This is a genomic window from Pedobacter miscanthi, from assembly GCF_032678605.1.
In the GTDB taxonomy this organism is placed as follows: Bacteria; Bacteroidota; Bacteroidia; order Sphingobacteriales; family Sphingobacteriaceae; genus Pedobacter; species Pedobacter miscanthi_A.
Window position 1 is genome coordinate 191356 of record NZ_JAVTSU010000013.1, and the last position, 15083, is coordinate 206438.

General features: G+C 38.5%; 13 protein-coding genes. 1 reads left to right on the top strand and 12 read right to left on the bottom strand.

Annotated features, from left to right (window positions below; genetic code table 11):
• Positions 1 to 277: 277 nt before the first annotated feature.
• The 12 genes from R2R28_RS19830 to R2R28_RS19885 form a co-directional block, all read right to left on the bottom strand.
• Positions 278 to 736: a hypothetical protein gene (locus R2R28_RS19830; protein WP_316827401.1), complete on the bottom strand. Its 459-nt coding sequence runs from the start codon at positions 734 to 736 to the stop codon at positions 278 to 280.
• A 111-nt stretch (positions 737 to 847) separates the two neighbouring features.
• Complete coding sequence (locus R2R28_RS19835) at positions 848 to 1858, bottom strand: discoidin domain-containing protein (protein ID WP_316827402.1); 1011 nt, start codon at positions 1856 to 1858, stop codon at positions 848 to 850.
• Between the two features lie 56 nt (positions 1859 to 1914).
• Positions 1915 to 3417 (bottom strand): RagB/SusD family nutrient uptake outer membrane protein, encoded by a 1503-nt coding sequence (locus tag R2R28_RS19840; protein ID WP_316827403.1) that lies wholly within the window; start codon positions 3415 to 3417, stop codon positions 1915 to 1917.
• A 12-nt stretch (positions 3418 to 3429) separates the two neighbouring features.
• A complete protein-coding gene (locus R2R28_RS19845; RefSeq protein ID WP_316827404.1) occupies positions 3430 to 6453 on the bottom strand; it encodes a SusC/RagA family TonB-linked outer membrane protein in 3024 nt (1007 codons plus the stop codon).
• 529 nt (positions 6454 to 6982) lie between these two features.
• Complete coding sequence (cysC, locus tag R2R28_RS19850) at positions 6983 to 7558, bottom strand: adenylyl-sulfate kinase (protein ID WP_316827405.1); 576 nt, start codon at positions 7556 to 7558, stop codon at positions 6983 to 6985.
• A gap of 148 nt (positions 7559 to 7706) precedes the next feature.
• Complete coding sequence (locus R2R28_RS19855) at positions 7707 to 7877, bottom strand: hypothetical protein (RefSeq protein WP_316827406.1); 171 nt, start codon at positions 7875 to 7877, stop codon at positions 7707 to 7709.
• A gap of 155 nt (positions 7878 to 8032) precedes the next feature.
• On the bottom strand, positions 8033 to 8257 hold the full coding sequence (locus R2R28_RS19860; RefSeq protein WP_316827407.1) for a VF530 family protein: 225 nt from the start codon (positions 8255 to 8257) through the stop codon (positions 8033 to 8035).
• 23 nt (positions 8258 to 8280) lie between these two features.
• A complete protein-coding gene (locus R2R28_RS19865; RefSeq protein WP_316827408.1) occupies positions 8281 to 8889 on the bottom strand; it encodes a class I SAM-dependent methyltransferase in 609 nt (202 codons plus the stop codon).
• 409 nt (positions 8890 to 9298) lie between these two features.
• Positions 9299 to 9706: a RidA family protein gene (locus tag R2R28_RS19870; RefSeq protein ID WP_316827409.1), complete on the bottom strand. Its 408-nt coding sequence runs from the start codon at positions 9704 to 9706 to the stop codon at positions 9299 to 9301.
• A 118-nt stretch (positions 9707 to 9824) separates the two neighbouring features.
• Positions 9825 to 11810, bottom strand: a complete 1986-nt coding sequence (locus tag R2R28_RS19875) for a M1 family metallopeptidase (RefSeq protein ID WP_316827410.1) — start codon at positions 11808 to 11810, stop codon at positions 9825 to 9827.
• 114 nt (positions 11811 to 11924) lie between these two features.
• Positions 11925 to 12665, bottom strand: coding sequence for a carboxypeptidase-like regulatory domain-containing protein (locus tag R2R28_RS19880; protein WP_316827411.1), 741 nt, complete (start codon positions 12663 to 12665; stop codon positions 11925 to 11927).
• A gap of 68 nt (positions 12666 to 12733) precedes the next feature.
• Entirely contained in the window at positions 12734 to 13081 is a 348-nt protein-coding gene (locus R2R28_RS19885) for a Spx/MgsR family RNA polymerase-binding regulatory protein (protein WP_316827412.1), read from the bottom strand.
• A gap of 359 nt (positions 13082 to 13440) precedes the next feature.
• Between R2R28_RS19885 and R2R28_RS19890 the strand changes: the two genes are divergently transcribed.
• The gene (locus R2R28_RS19890; protein ID WP_316827413.1) at positions 13441 to 14973 is read left to right on the top strand and encodes a sensor histidine kinase; all 1533 of its coding nucleotides are present in this window, start codon (positions 13441 to 13443) and stop codon (positions 14971 to 14973) included.
• Positions 14974 to 15083: the final 110 nt, after the last annotated feature.

A 15083-nucleotide genomic window follows, 5' to 3' on the forward strand; every position in this document is an offset into this window, starting at 1 on the left:
CTTTTCTTGATTACAAAACATTATTTGGAAAGCAATTGCAGCAATCCTTAGGCTGGGTTCGGCCCCGCTAATGTTACAAGCTCGTGAAGAACTCACTTTCCACGTATATCGGGTTTAGGTGGCAAAAAAACCGGAGCTATTTAAGTTTGCCCACTCAAGGTTTAAAAATCCAAATTATCGTAATTGCGAACTGATGGAAATTGTGACGGAGTGAAGCAATCTTTTTAAAACAAAGACTGAAAAGAACTGATTAAAATTAATGAGAGAACGCGGTATGCTAATTACAATCTTTAAAACTATCTTTTAGCACTTTTAGTTTCGCCACTGCGGCTTCCAGCTCTTTTGGCGCTTTACCATACTCGTAAGTAATTTTATACTGTTTACCATCTGCATTAATGGCAATCCATTCTGCTCCGCCGTCGGCACAATCAGGGCAACCGATTACTTCGGGCAGAGAGGAGATTTTGTTGATATTCAGCTCATTTTTCAGCGCAGCTACATCAGCCTCCGAAATGGTTTTACTACAGGTTTTGGTCACTGCCGGCTGTCCGTTGTTTGATTTAGAAAAGGTAAGTTTTAAATCACTAATCATTAAGCTGTTAGAGCAATAGCCAACACACATGCCAAATGAGGAACCATAAGTAATGCTGTTCAGGTTTTTAATATTTCCCTTTTTACAGCTGAAAACAGATGAGGTTAGGCTGAGAATAAGGATGATCTGTAAAATTTTATTCATAATAATGGAAACTGCCCAAAGATATTATTTATCGTTTAAGATTCTATAACAAAGCAACCTATAAACAGTTAAAGCGATCCTATTCGATCGCTTTAACTGAATTACCACGTTTTATAACTTCACATATCCTTCAAAATTAGCAAGGCAAGGGTAACTTGTACCTTCAAGCAGGGTAATTTTTACATAACGGATTGGAGTTGCAGGAGAAACCGCAAATTTCTGTTCGTTTACCGTTGTTGGATTGAAATTGCGGTCATCACCCAATGGAGTAAAAGTAACACCATCTACGCTCCCCGAAATAGAAAATTTGCTAAAACCTTGTTTCGGGTCGGTATGGGCATTAAGACCGATGTAAGAAAGTAAACTTGCTTTTTTCATATCAACAATAATCCAATGCGGATACGGATGCAACACATCGTAATCGGCCTGCCAAAATGAAGGAACTTTTGAATCATCAGGTATCGGGCTTTTGGTAGATATAGGATCTACGATCATTGAGGCCAGGTTCAGTTCATCGCCCGGAAAATTTACTTCGCTCGAAGCTGTTGCCGTCCAGCCTGTTTTGCTCAATGCAACATCGGTAAGCGGTTTTCTTTCCTGCAGGCCAGTCACACTAAATTCCGCTAAAAAAGTAATGTTACCCGTTTGCGTTGCAGCTTTTTCTATGGCAGTTAATTTAAGGTAACGCACATTTCTAGCCGGCGATAAGGTAAATGCCTGTTCGGTATAAAGTGCCGGGTTAAATGCAAGTTCGCCAATAGCTATAAAACTGGTTCCATCGTTACTGCCTTCCAGCCTAAATTTGGTAAACCCTTTCGGGTCGCCCTGTTTCGTAGTTAAACCGATTTGGGTAACTACCGTCTGTTTTTTCATATCGATTAATAACCAGTGCGGAAATGCTGCGGTAGCATTCGAACTCCAAAAAGTATTGGTATTGCCATCTAAAACGGTTGCCGGCAGATTAGCCGTTTCCTGACTAGAAGCTGTTGCGCTCCAGCCCGAACGGTCTAACACGACCTCTTCTAAATTGGAGGTGAGTTCAGCACTTTTATCCTTTTTACACGAGCTTATGGCTAAGCCTGCAAAGAGCAGGCACGTAGCATATATTTTTATATTTTTCATCTCTTTAATTTTGATTTCAATGGTGATAAAGCCATCATAATTTTACCACGAATGAGTTAAGGGTTTTGAGTTAGATTTTTGTTATTGTCTATCTCATACTGTGGAACATAAAAAATAACACGTGCATCGGTAGGTAAAATGGTTTGCGTAATGTTTGTATTGGGTGTGTTATTTAAAGCATGTGTACCCGGATAGTTTCTAACCATTGGCCTGTTGTTTCTGAACAAATCGTAAGCACGCTGTCCTTCAAATGCAAACTCTAGTCTACGTTCTTCTAAAACCACATCCAATATTGTTTTATTTGCCGCAGCAATTCCTGCAATCGTTAAAACAGGAATTCCGGCCCTGGTACGGATCAGGTTTACATCATCGAGTGCCAGTTGGGCATTGCCCAGTTTGGCATTTGCCTCGGCTTTATTTAAATACATCTCGGCTAAACGCAGGTAAACCGGCGAACTTAAATTTGCAATCCCTTCTTGTAAATTATATTTGGTGACATAATACATCGGCACATTGGGCGAAATTTTGGTATTTACCTGCAGTACGCCTTTATCTTTATAAGGTGCAATGAAACTATGTCTTAAATCTTCCGGGTTTTTATCCAACTCGGCAACATATTGCTGTGATGCATAAATTTCGGCATATCCGGTACTGCCTTGTGGCCCTGGCGTAGCCAAACTTCCGGGTGTACCACTATAATACATTGAGCCAATTGCGCCAAAATCCTGATCTTCTGTTTTGGTATAACGGATGGCAAAAATGGTTTCCGAATTGGCTTCGGGCGTTTTGGTAAAGTAACTGGCATAATCTGCCCCTTGTAAAAGTTTATAGCGGCCTGAAGCAATTACCAGATCAGCATATTTTATAGCATTTGCATTATCGCCCATATTTAAATAAACGCGTGATAGCAATGCATAAGCAACTTCTTTCGATGCAAAAATATCAGATTTGGAAACTGTCATTAAATCAGCAGCCTTTAATAAATCGGCAATGGCCGCCGTATATACTTCTTTAACGGTATTTCTTGCCGGAGTACCTGCAGGCACCCCTTCTTTTAAAATGGGCACACCCGGGTTTTCTCCATTGCCTTGTGTATAGGGCCTACCAAAAACACGAACGAGGTTAAATTCCATCATTCCTTTTAGGTAGAAGTTTTCGCCTTTTAGCTGCTTTAAATCTACACTTGCATTATCCGGGATGGCTGCAATAATTTTGTTAGCCGCTACGATTACATAAAATGCCTGTTTCCAGAAATTTGCCCCGTGTGTACCCGTGGGGATATGGTTATAACGGTAACACCTCGATAAATCATCAGATGAGGGCTGGCCCTGCGCAACATTGTCGCCCTGATATTCGGTTAAAAAATGTGCGCTCCTTACATAAGTGGCATCTCTCAATACGGCATAAGTACCAATTGTTGCGGTTTCTATATCACCAGGATTGGTTAATGCTGATTCATCATCTATCGCTGTTGAGGGTTTTACTTCCTTTTTACAACTACTTACACTAAAAATTAATGCAAGGGCAACTATATATATTTTAATTTGATTCGTTTTCATATTTTTCCTCTCCTATAAACTAATGTTTACACCAAACAGTATTTTTTTACTCATTGGGTATCTGAAACTTGAGCTACCTGGAATAACATTGGTATCGTTATCATCTGGTGCAAGTACAACTTCAGGATCGATACCCGAAAATTTAGTTCCTGTCCAAAGGTTATCGCCACTTACAAAAACCCTGGCGCTACTGATTTTAATTTTGCTTAACCAGCTGGCAGGAATCTGATAACCGAGTGTAATGTTGCGCAAACGGATATAACTTCCATCTTCCAGGTAACGTGATGATTGCTGGTTGGAATCGTGATTACCACCTAAAAGTGGCTTTGGATGGGTGGCAATATCACCTGGCTTCTCCCATCTGCTCCAGCCTGACTTTAATACCATCGCATTATAACTTTCGTACAGGCCATCATTATCAAAATAAGCACGACTGTTGTTGTACACTTGGTTGCCATAAACAAAATTGAAAAATGCGCTTAACGAAATGCCTTTATAACTGAATGTATTGGTAAAACCGCCGGTAAATTTTGGCGAGGCCGATGTACCCGTATATTGGCGGGTAGCCTGAGCGTAAGTATTGGTTACGGCAATATGGTTTACACCATCTGCATCGGTAATTACTTTTTCCCATAGCGGATCGCCATTATTTGGATCTACTCCTGCCCAGATCGGCATTTTATAATCGTAAATATCACGACCCACAGCTTTGGGCTGAGAACCTCCTGGTGTAATGGCATCCTTTCCTTCTGTAAGCCCTAAAATGGTATTGCGGTTAAAAGCCATGTTAAAATTGGTTTCCCACTTGAATTCTCCGGTAAAGTTTTTGGTATTTAAGCTAAACTCAACCCCTCTATTTTTTAACGCCCCAACATTTTGAAAAATATAACCGTATCCATCGGTTGAAGGCAATGGCACTTTAAACAATAAGGCATTAGATCGTTTATCATACAAATCGACAGTTAAATCGATGCGATTCCAGAAACCGATATCTAAACCTATGTTGGCTGTTTTTTGCTTTTCCCAGGTTAAATCAGGATTGCCTTTTTGATCTGGTCTTGCTCCTGGTAAACCACCATAACTGGCCGATGCATCAATGGCATACAAACCTAAAGATGGGTAATCGCCAATTTCGGCATTACCAGTTGTGCCGTAACTTGCTCTTAATTTTAAGAAACTAATGGGCTTAAACCCTTTTAAAAATTGTTCGTTGCTTAAAATCCAGGATGCACCCATCTGGTAAAAATCGCCCCCACTTTTATTTAAACCAAAACGCGAGGAATTTTCGTGCACAAATGATGCAATGGCAAAATATTTACCTGCATAATTGTAATCAACCTGGCTTAAATATTTACTAAAATTATATTCGTTGGTACCTCCCGATGGGTTACTGATAATATCGGTTGCGGTAGACATTACCGGGCGGCCGGCAGGCAGGTTTTTACCATTTAAATAAGCATCATCATAATATGATTTCTCCGCTTCGCCTACAGCCAGTACCGTTAAGTGGTTTTCGCCAAAACTGTTTTCATATTTTAACCTGTTCGAACTTAATAACCTGTTTTTGTAAGTTGTGGAGTTATATAATTCTCCATTGTTTGCACCACCTTCTTTGGTTCTTTTATCGTAATAATCTACGGCAAACGTATTGTAAAAAGTGGTTCTGTTGTAACTAGAAAATGTAAGGTTCTTTACAATATTATAATCTAAATTTACATCAGCACTTAAGTTCAAACTTCTCTGATAAGATAAATTATACTGCGTAGAGTGAAGAAAATTTTCAACATCGCGGCCTTTCCATGTTGGAGTAATCCGTGGATCAACCGGTGTTCCATCCGCATTGTAAGCCGGGTCGAAAGGCAGGTTCAAATACCCATCACCTAAAGAGTTGCTGTTTGCATAATTATTTCTCGTAAAAACACCGTTTAGCAGCAAACTTAATTTTAGTTTTTTAGTTAACTGGCTATTTAAGTTTGCACGCAGGTTATAGGCATTCTTGTCATTATTAACCACTGTACCCTGTTCCCTGTAAAAGTTACCTGCAACATAATATCTTGTTTTTTCGGTGCCACCAGAAGCTGAGACTGTGTAATTTTGGGTCATTCCGTTACGGGTAGCCAAATCCCACCAATTGGTATCATTATTTAAAACCGATGGATTGGGATTAGAAAATGTTTTTTGATAATCATACAATTGCTGGCTGTTCATCAATTTGAAATGCCCCGTAGAAGGCGAGTTAAAACCAACTGTTGAACTAAATTCTATTTTCGATTCTCCTGCTTTACCGGTTTTAGTGGTTACAATGATCACACCACTACCTGCACGGGAGCCATATAAACCGGTAGCAGCGGCATCTTTTAAGATGGTAATAGATTCTACATCATTCGGACTGTAGGTGGCTCCTTCGGTACCGTAAGCACCAAGGATATTTCCATCAACAACCAATAATGGCGCTGTTCCTCCATTAATACTTCCAATACCCCTTATGGTCATTCTAGGTGCAGCTGTCGGGTCTCCGCTACCTGAAGAAACCACCACTCCCGGTGCTTTACCCTGGATCATTGAAATTACATCGTTAGAGGCTACTCCTTTTAACTTTTCGGCAGAAATTACCGAAACAGAACTGGATAATTCTCCTTGCTTTTTTGATGAATAACCTACTACAACCACATCGCTCAGGTTATTATTTTCTTCTTCGAGGCTAATGTTGATGGAGCTTCTGCCCTGAACAGGAATTTCCTGTGTTTTATAACCTACGGATTTAATGATTAAAATACCATCTGCAGGTACGGTGATTGCAAAATTACCAGCGCCATCTGTAGAGGTGCCAATACCAGGATTTGATTTTAAGGTGATGGTTGCTCCGGGTACCGGGCCAGATTTATCGGTTATTTTTCCTTTAATTGTGATATCGGCAAAATAAGCAGGGCCCTTCGCCTTAATGTTTGTGTTGTGGTTTATATTGGCAAAGGCTTTACTTTCGTTAAGCCAGAATAAGCCAATTGCACCAAAAATCAGTAAAGACTTGATCTTCATGTTATTGTTGTTTTTAAGTTAGTTGATAGGTTGTTGCGAGATAATTTAGATCTGGTTTTTTTAAATCATAGGCCAGTTATCTTTTCGTTATACCATGGGGATTTCAGATTGCTTTTTGCTCATTCGTTTTAAAAAGAACTTCAACAGTGAAGTTGGTTACCCACTCCCATTTTTGTCCTTTCTAAACCTAATTTAGGCGATTTGAAGCAGGTAAAATCTTAAAACACCACGCAAACGTTTGATCTTAAATAATGAAATGGAACAATTTTACCGCTCTTATTACCAGACAATGGAAACCTAATGAAGGAATATGGAGGGAATATTAATGAACTCATTTTTTTAATTCATTAATTAAAAAAATCTGTCTAATAAACCAGATGAATGTGGTGAAATAAAAAAACTAACAAACGTTTGCGTTAAGATTTTTAATCTGAAACAATAAAAAAGCCTTCAAAATACAACTAAAAGGAGTAATCATTAAAGATTTTATGGAAATTTTAACCAGTTACGGATATTTAGCACAAGATGTTTATGCAAAAAGGCAGATTTTTGAAATTATTTCAGCAAATACTTTATCTCTGCTTTCAACCGGGCTTTCCTTGTGGGTTTCGATCATCAGGTTGGCGTTTATTGCAGGTTCGAACTTAGCGCTGACACCTGTAAAATTTTTAATCAGGTTTAAACCTGCATTTTTATAGAGGCCTTTTACATCTCTTTCCTGGCAGATGGCCAAGGGACAATCTAAATAAACTTCAAAATATTCTTTGCCTATAATTTCGGCGGCCAATGTGCGGTGATCTTTTAAGGGCGTAATGAAAGAACAAATGGTAATGATATTGTTTGTTAACATCAGTTTGGCAATTTCTGCTGCCCTTCTGATGTTTTCGGCCCTGTCTGATTCACTAAAGCCCAGATCTTTGTTGATTCCGCTACGAAGTACATCGCCATCTAAGGTTACCGTAAAAAACCCTTCTTTTTCGAGCTTTTCTTTTAGTAAGGTCGAAATGGTTGTTTTTCCGGAACCCGAAAGTCCAAATAACCAGATGACCATTCCTTTTTGATTTAAACCGGAAAAACTATTTTCAGAGGAGAATGAGAGAGACATTAGCGTTATTCTGTGATTAATCTGCTTTAAAAATCAAATATACGGGTCAGAATTTACATCTATGCTTAAATTTTACGAAAACAGGATTTCTGAACAAACAAAATAAACAAAAAAGTCTTCCAGTTTTACCTGAAAGACTTTCCTTTTTTTAAGCTTTAGCTACTTTTTTTGTGTGCTTTTTATGATGGTGTTTTTTATGGCCTTTTTTGGTCTGTGATTTTTCTGTTCCTGCTTTTGCCGGAGCTGCGGTTTGAGCGCTTACGGTATTAATGGTAAAAGCGGCTACTAGTGCGATTACTAAAACTTTAATTGCTTTCATTTTCAAATTGATTAATGATGAATAAACCTTTGTTATTTTGTTTATTTAAATCTCGAAAATCAAGATGAAGATTGGATGAATTATATAAACGGATGAGCGAAGGAATGATTGAATGCTGATTTGACTTCTAACTCATTCCTTCGCTCATTTTATGATTATGATTTATGAAACGTATCGAGGTATAATTCTTCAACCTTTTTTCGTGCCCAGGGCATTCTTCTTAAAAATTTCAAGCTTGATTTAACCGTTTGGTTATTATTGAAACAATCAATCCTGATTAGTGACCCTAGTTTTTCCCAGCCATAATGTGTTTGAAGATCGGTTACAATTTTTTCTAAGGTGATCCCATGTAAAGGGTTATTTTTTTGCTGTTCGGCCATAGCACAAAGTTAAGGCAAAATTATCAGGGTTTATATTGTGCCACCCAAACATTTGCGCCGCCGCAATCAGGATCGTTTATTTTGTGTTTTAATACTTCAAACTGGTTCGATTGAAGTAAAGCCTGATATTCAGCTGTATCTAAAGAAGCATGAAAAAGGTTTTCGCCACCATTTAGCCCCCAGGCTTCTCCCCTTTCGGTTCCGGAGGTAAACAATAAAATACCATTGGGGTTAAGGTGCTGTTTAAAAATACCGAACATGCCAGGTTGATCATCAGCAGGCAGATGAAAAAAACTATGCCATGCAATTACCGCATCAAATTTTTCATCCAGATCCAGTTCACGCATATCTTTCAGCATAAACCGCGTAGCTGGAAAATTGGCTTTTGCCATTTCGAGCATCTGTTCGCTGGCATCGATACCTAAAACATTTATACTCCGGTTAACAAAATATGCTAATATGGGTTTTCCATTACCGCAGCCTAAATCCAAAACCTTTGCATCTGCCGGAAGATTTTGAAGCAACTCTTTAAGGTAAGTTTCTTCAACAGCATCGGCATAGCGGTTTTCGGCAAACCATTGACCTATTTTATTATAAACCTGATAAACGTTTTTACGTTCTCCCTTTTCCATCCGTATAAAATTCGATTATTATTGATGTTAATTTTGAATTCAAAGATTTAAAATATTCAGAACAACTCCTCCTGCTTTAGCAACACCATACTCATCATATTTCCTTTTTTTTGAAAACTAACGTACAACGATTCTTGGCAAATGCAGCCCTGCCATCCGCTTTATCCCTCTTGATCCCGATGTAAAATCGATGCCCGCTACTGTCAGGTTTAAGATGAACGGTCTGCTCCCAGCATCGCGCCGAAGGTATAATACCCGATGTTTCTAAACCCGATTGAAGTGGAAGCCCGCAGCACAGCGAGGACTTTGAACGGAAAGCGGGCCTGAAAACCGCCAAGAGAGCAGAACCCTTCATTTCTCCAAAAAAACACAATATCGGCTTAACAATAATTGCAACCGGGTTTGTAAATTAGCCGACAGCTGTAGCATCAATTTCAATCAGCATACCGTTTAAGGCCAATCTTTGCACAGGAATTAAGGTATTCACCGGAAATTTCTGGTCCGGCCAAATTTTGTTCGATTCTTCGATCAGCACCTGGTGTTTTTCATCATCATAATCAACCACCAATGTAGTCAGTTTTGCAATATTGGCCATGGTTAAATTTTTGCTTTTTAAAGCTAAGGCAATATTTTCGAAAACTATGCTTACTTGTGTCCTGAAATCATGGCTTAAAACGCCATCTGTTCTGCTACCGCCCTGACCGGCAACAAATACGAGCTGACTATCAGCCTGAACTGAGGCCACGTGCGAATATCCATGTGGACGGGGATCGTATATACCTTCGGGGTTGGTAATTTCTAAAGTAGTTTTTTCCATCGTGTAAGTTTATAGCATGCTAAATTATCCGATAGTATGCACTAAAACGTCGGTATTTTGCAATAAAAAACCTCCTGATCTTTTAAAATCAGGAGGTCTGGAATTATTTAAAGAAAGCTTAGTTGCCTGTAGCCGTCCAGGTATCATTATCAGGATTCGAATCCGGTAATACTTTATCCGGATCTAAAGTAACCGATTCGATTTCTTCAGTTGTTGGATAACGCACCAGCCAACTGGTATTTTTCATCCAAACATCAACCGGCACTTTTACGATTTCAGTTTTTCCGCTTTTGGTTTTGATCTGCAGGATAATCGGCATTGGCATTTTCTCTAAGTTGACAACTTTAATATTATAACCTACCAATTTATCATCTTTTTTAACCTGCTCAACCGCAGCAATGCCCTGATCCATTTTCCAGCTGTTTAACCACCAGCTTCTCCAGAACCAGGCTAAATCTTCACCTGCCCCATTTTCCATCGAACGGAAGAAATCAAATGGTGTTGGGTGTTTAAATGCCCAGTTTTTAATGTACTGGCGGAAAGCATAATCGAAACGGTCTTCACCTAAAATCTGGTTTCTTAAAATATCAAGTCCCCATCCTGGTTTGCTGTAAAGGTTAACACCAATATTTCTTTCGGTCATGCCATCTGGCATCTGCATAATGTTTTCGTAAATCGGGTTACCGATAACATTTTTACCAATTTTATGTAAATCAGACGGTGGAGTAGCATACTCACCTTTGTTAAAGTTTTTCTTAGAAATACCGTTGATGAAAGTATTAAAACCTTCGTCCATCCAGCCATATTTACGTTCGTTAGAACCTACAATCATCGGGAACCAGGTATGACCAAATTCGTGATCGATTACACCCCATGCGCTTCCTTTTTTAGCTGTCCACCCGCAGAAAACAATACCAGGATATTCCATACCGCCAATATTTGTGGCTACGTTAACCGCCATTGGATAAGGATATTCGAACCATTTAGAAGAATAATGCTCGATAGTTGATTTTACATATTCTACACCACGGCCGTAAGAATCAACACCGTTGCTTTCTACCGGTTGCGCAGAAACAGCTAAACCTGTTTTACCACTTGGCAGTTTGTAACGTGCAGCATCTAAAACAAATGCTTTTGATGAAGCCCAGGCCGCATCACGAGCATTGGTGATCTTAAATTTCCAGGTTAATTTATCTTTCGCCGGACGTGATTTTGGATCGGTTACCTCTGCTTCGGAGCGGATGTGTACTGTAGCATCGCTCAGTTTAGCTTCATTCCATCTTTTTAACTGTTCTGGAGTAAACACTTCAGCAGGATTTAATAACTCGCCCGAACCCATTACAATATGGCTTGCCGGTGCAGTAATGGCAAAGTTGATATCGCCGTATTCGCAATAAAATTCACCACCTCCCCAGTAAGGTAAAGTATTCCAGCCAATTACATCATCGTATACACACATGCGTGGAAACCATTGTGCAATGGCAAAAATTTCACCGTTTTTCGTGGTTAAGTGTCCTGTTCTGTCCGATCCTTCTTTAGGTACAATGTAAGAGTAATCCATTTTAATGGTTACAATATCACCGTTAGCGGCCAATGGCTGATCTAAACGGATCTGCATACGGGTATCTTCAACCAGAGAGGTGAATTTTACCGCGCCTGCTTTTTGCGCTACGCTAATGTTCTGGATTTTATATCCACCATCAAATTTTTCACCCTGTGCACCATAACGGCTACGTGAAGGGGTAATGGCATAACCACGAGAAGTTTCTTTAAAAGTATTCTGATCTAACTGTAACCATAAATAAGGTAACTTATCAGGACTGTTGTTTTTATAGGTAATGGTAACTGTTCCCGAAACCATGTTTTTGGTTTCATCAAGGTTAGCGGTAATGTTATAATCTACACGGTTTTGCCAATATTTTGGTCCTGGCGCACCAATTGCCGAGCGGAATTCATTCCCATTTTGGGTGTAAAATAGTGGTCCAAATGCTTCAGCCGGATTATAATTGGTGGCTGGTGCAGTGGTTGTAGCCTGTTGAGCCGATGCCGATAAAGCAAAAACACAACAAACCAAACAAAAATTAATCAGTTTAGTCAGTTTCATGATAATAAGGTTGTAATATGTGGTAAATATAAAAAATAACCACATATAGATTTATATGTGGTTATAATGTTACCAATAATGGTTATTATCTTGGTACAAATTGATTAAAGCATGCTAGTTTGCTTTCAATTTTGGCAAATCCTGCAATTTTCTTTCTTGTGGTGATAATTTTCTCCATGCAACAAAGGCACGTGAGATGTAAAAAGCATAACGAAACGGTCTTTCGGCTTTTACAGCTTCTATAGATGGCCTGTAAATGATCATAAAGTTTTTAAGGTCTTCGCCTTCCAGTTTCGTCATATCGGTTATGGCTTTGGGGGTAAAGTTTTCGTCGATTTCATCCTGGTACATTTCCTTTTCTTCTAAATCGGCTTCCTTACGTTGCTGTCTTTTATATTTGCCGTAACCGAGGTTCAGGTTTAAACCACCCACTTTATCTTTCATACGTTTACGGTTTAAATTACCGCCTGTATTTAATAAAGTGTATTTCTCGGCCAATGGATCTTTAGCATCTGTAACCTGGCTGTTCATTCTTACGGCCGTAACATCTACATCTTTTAAGCTGTTCGATTTAACCGGCAGATATATAGTCCGGTTTAAAAGATTGGTTAAATATAAGGTATCGGTATGGTAACCAATGGCAGAAAACTCGATCAAATCGCCAATGTTAGCAGCAATGGTATATTTACCTTCTTTATTGGTGCTGGTTGATTTTTTACTGTTCAGGTTTCTGATGGAAACACCAGGCAGTGAAAGCGTTTTTTTCGAATAATCGAAAACTGTACCTGTAGTTACCGTTTGTGCAAAAACGCCAATGGGCAGGGCAAGCAATAGAAAAATGATCAGTTTGTACATACTCAAAAGTAATTTAGTTCGACATTTAAAATCTGCATTTAACAAACTTTAACATTAGAACAATTGAATTAGGCTAGTGTTTTTAAATAATTGTTATCGTCAAATCCAATTAATATGGCTTTGTTGTTTTGCTCAATAATCGGGCGTTTTATGGCACTCGTATTTTCTTTTAAATAAGCAACGGCAAGGGCCTGGTTATCAATTTTAGCCTGTTCCTCTTTAGTTAGTTTTTTCCAGGTTAAACCTTTTCGGTTCAGTACGGTTTCCCAGCCAAAGGTATTACACCATTCGTTTAATTTTTCTTCGGTAATGCCTTTTTTCTTAAAATCATGAAATTCAAAATCAACCTGATGCGCTTTTAACCAATCGAGTGATTTTTTAACTGTATTGCAATTTGGAATTCCGTAAACGGTCATTATTGAATTTTGAATGAGTGAGTGAGTGAAAAATGGATAATGTAATATGGATGATGGAAACCAATCCAACAATCCGTTTCAAAGATAGTAAAAAAGGGATGATGTAAGATGGGTGGTGGCATAGTATTCGTGGTGTTGGATATTTCTATCTGACTCGGAGTTTATTATTGTTAATTTCGTAAACAGTCAGATGGTAACATCCGACTGCACAATTATATCTGGCTGTACAATTAACCTGATCCTAAAAACCTCAACAATTCTACCAACCCTATTCATTCGTCACATTTTTTGCCGCATCCATCACATTTTAAATATTAGAGCCATTTCTCTTTGTAAAATTGTACCATAAATAAAATAAAATGGAAATTATTTCAGGTAAACCATATACAACTAAAAACATCAACCAGCTTGAGTTTTGGATTTCTACAACATTATACATTCTTGCTTTAATCAGTATCTGCACACAATCTACTTATGCTGGTGGTGGCTCTTACCGTTTTTCGGATAGTTCAGTTGAATATAGTATCATGCAGAATTTTTTTCTCCCCGAACTATTTAAGATTAGTATCCTCTATTTCAGCTTTTTGCTCTTCAATTTTGTTTCGATGCCACAATTAGCCCGGAATAAGAATGTTACCATGAACCTCATCATGACCATTGCCGTTACTGCGTTTTCTATTATTGGCTGGATGGTAGCCAGTACCTATTCTGAAGCTTACCGCCTCGTGGAATATGATGATATGGAGCGTGGGTACGAGATATTTTTTGGTGAGGCATTTACTTATATTTTCTTTCTCTACCTACTCTTTAACGCTTATGCCTTTTTTAACGAGCGTGGCATAGAGCTTTTTAATAAAATTCAGTTTTTAAAGGATTATAACAAGAACATTGTTTCAGAAATATTTGTGAGCACTAAAATATGGCTAATTACCCTCATGATTTTCACTGCGGTGCTTTCTGTTAAGATAGACTATGAATTACTGGTAATCTGGATTATTGTGCCACCGGTAAATATTTTTATCGCCTTTTGTGCCATTTATTATATCATTCCAAACCTTAGAAAGGATTTTAAAGGCTTTGGCCGTTATTTCTGGGGCAACATTGGCATAACCATTATTATTTCGCTCCTCCTTTTAATCGTTCTTATCCCTTTTATGCGCAATGGCTCAGTTGTACCGGTTACCCTCATTTTAAATGCAATATGTTTAATCTGCATTACTACACCATCTGCCTGGTATGTTTACAAACATAAATTTGAGAAACTGAGTGAAATACAGATGTTGAAAACGGAACTGGGCAAATCGGATGCGAACCTGAATTTTCTAAAATCACAAATCAATCCACATTTTTTATTCAATGCCTTAAATACTTTGTTTGGAACTGCTTTGCAGGAAAATGCAGAAAGAACCGGAGAAGGCATCCAGAAATTGGGCGATATGATGCGTTTTATGCTCCATGAAAATACACAGGATAAAATTTCACTAACGCGCGAAGTGGAATACCTGAACAATTATATCGACCTGCAAAAACTGCGTACTTCACGCTCTGCCGACATCAGGATTGATACGCATATTGAGGAACAACTGAATAATTTGCAGATTACTCCAATGTTATTGATTCCATTTATCGAAAATGCATTTAAACATGGTATCAGTTTGCAACAGCCATCGTATATTAAAATTACCTTACAAACAAAAGAAAGCACTTTATACTTCGATGTAAGCAATAGTATTTATATTAAGGCTGATAGCGATCCGGAGAAATTGAAAAGTGGCATTGGATTGGAAAATGTAAAACAGCGTTTATCCTTGCTATATTATGGAAAACATGAACTGATTATTCGCGAAAGTGCCAACGAGTTTTTTGTTCATTTAACCTTGCAGCTGGATTAGTCCTTCGACCCCGCTCAGGATGACAACCGATCATAAATTTAAGATGAGCGATTTACAGAGCTATGTCACGCTGAGCGGAGTCGAAGCGCAATTATAGCTTTTTAATAACT

Bases quoted from the DNA above. Each gene is read 5' to 3' on its own strand.
- R2R28_RS19860 (WP_316827407.1), bottom strand. From the start codon at position 8,257: ATGGCCGAACAGCAAAAAAATAACCCTTTACATGGGATCACCTTAGAA.
- cysC (WP_316827405.1), bottom strand. From the start codon at position 7,558: ATGTCTCTCTCATTCTCCTCTGAAAATAGTTTTTCCGGTTTAAATCAA.
- R2R28_RS19885 (WP_316827412.1), bottom strand. From the start codon at position 13,081: ATGACCGTTTACGGAATTCCAAATTGCAATACAGTTAAAAAATCACTC.
- R2R28_RS19855 (WP_316827406.1), bottom strand. From the start codon at position 7,877: ATGAAAGCAATTAAAGTTTTAGTAATCGCACTAGTAGCCGCTTTTACC.
- R2R28_RS19840 (WP_316827403.1), bottom strand. From the start codon at position 3,417: ATGAAAACGAATCAAATTAAAATATATATAGTTGCCCTTGCATTAATT.
- R2R28_RS19875 (WP_316827410.1), bottom strand. From the start codon at position 11,810: ATGAAACTGACTAAACTGATTAATTTTTGTTTGGTTTGTTGTGTTTTT.
- R2R28_RS19865 (WP_316827408.1), bottom strand. From the start codon at position 8,889: ATGGAAAAGGGAGAACGTAAAAACGTTTATCAGGTTTATAATAAAATA.
- R2R28_RS19890 (WP_316827413.1), top strand. From the start codon at position 13,441: ATGGAAATTATTTCAGGTAAACCATATACAACTAAAAACATCAACCAG.
- R2R28_RS19830 (WP_316827401.1), bottom strand. From the start codon at position 736: ATGAATAAAATTTTACAGATCATCCTTATTCTCAGCCTAACCTCATCT.
- R2R28_RS19880 (WP_316827411.1), bottom strand. From the start codon at position 12,665: ATGTACAAACTGATCATTTTTCTATTGCTTGCCCTGCCCATTGGCGTT.
- R2R28_RS19870 (WP_316827409.1), bottom strand. From the start codon at position 9,706: ATGGAAAAAACTACTTTAGAAATTACCAACCCCGAAGGTATATACGAT.
- R2R28_RS19835 (WP_316827402.1), bottom strand. From the start codon at position 1,858: ATGAAAAATATAAAAATATATGCTACGTGCCTGCTCTTTGCAGGCTTA.
- R2R28_RS19845 (WP_316827404.1), bottom strand. From the start codon at position 6,453: ATGAAGATCAAGTCTTTACTGATTTTTGGTGCAATTGGCTTATTCTGG.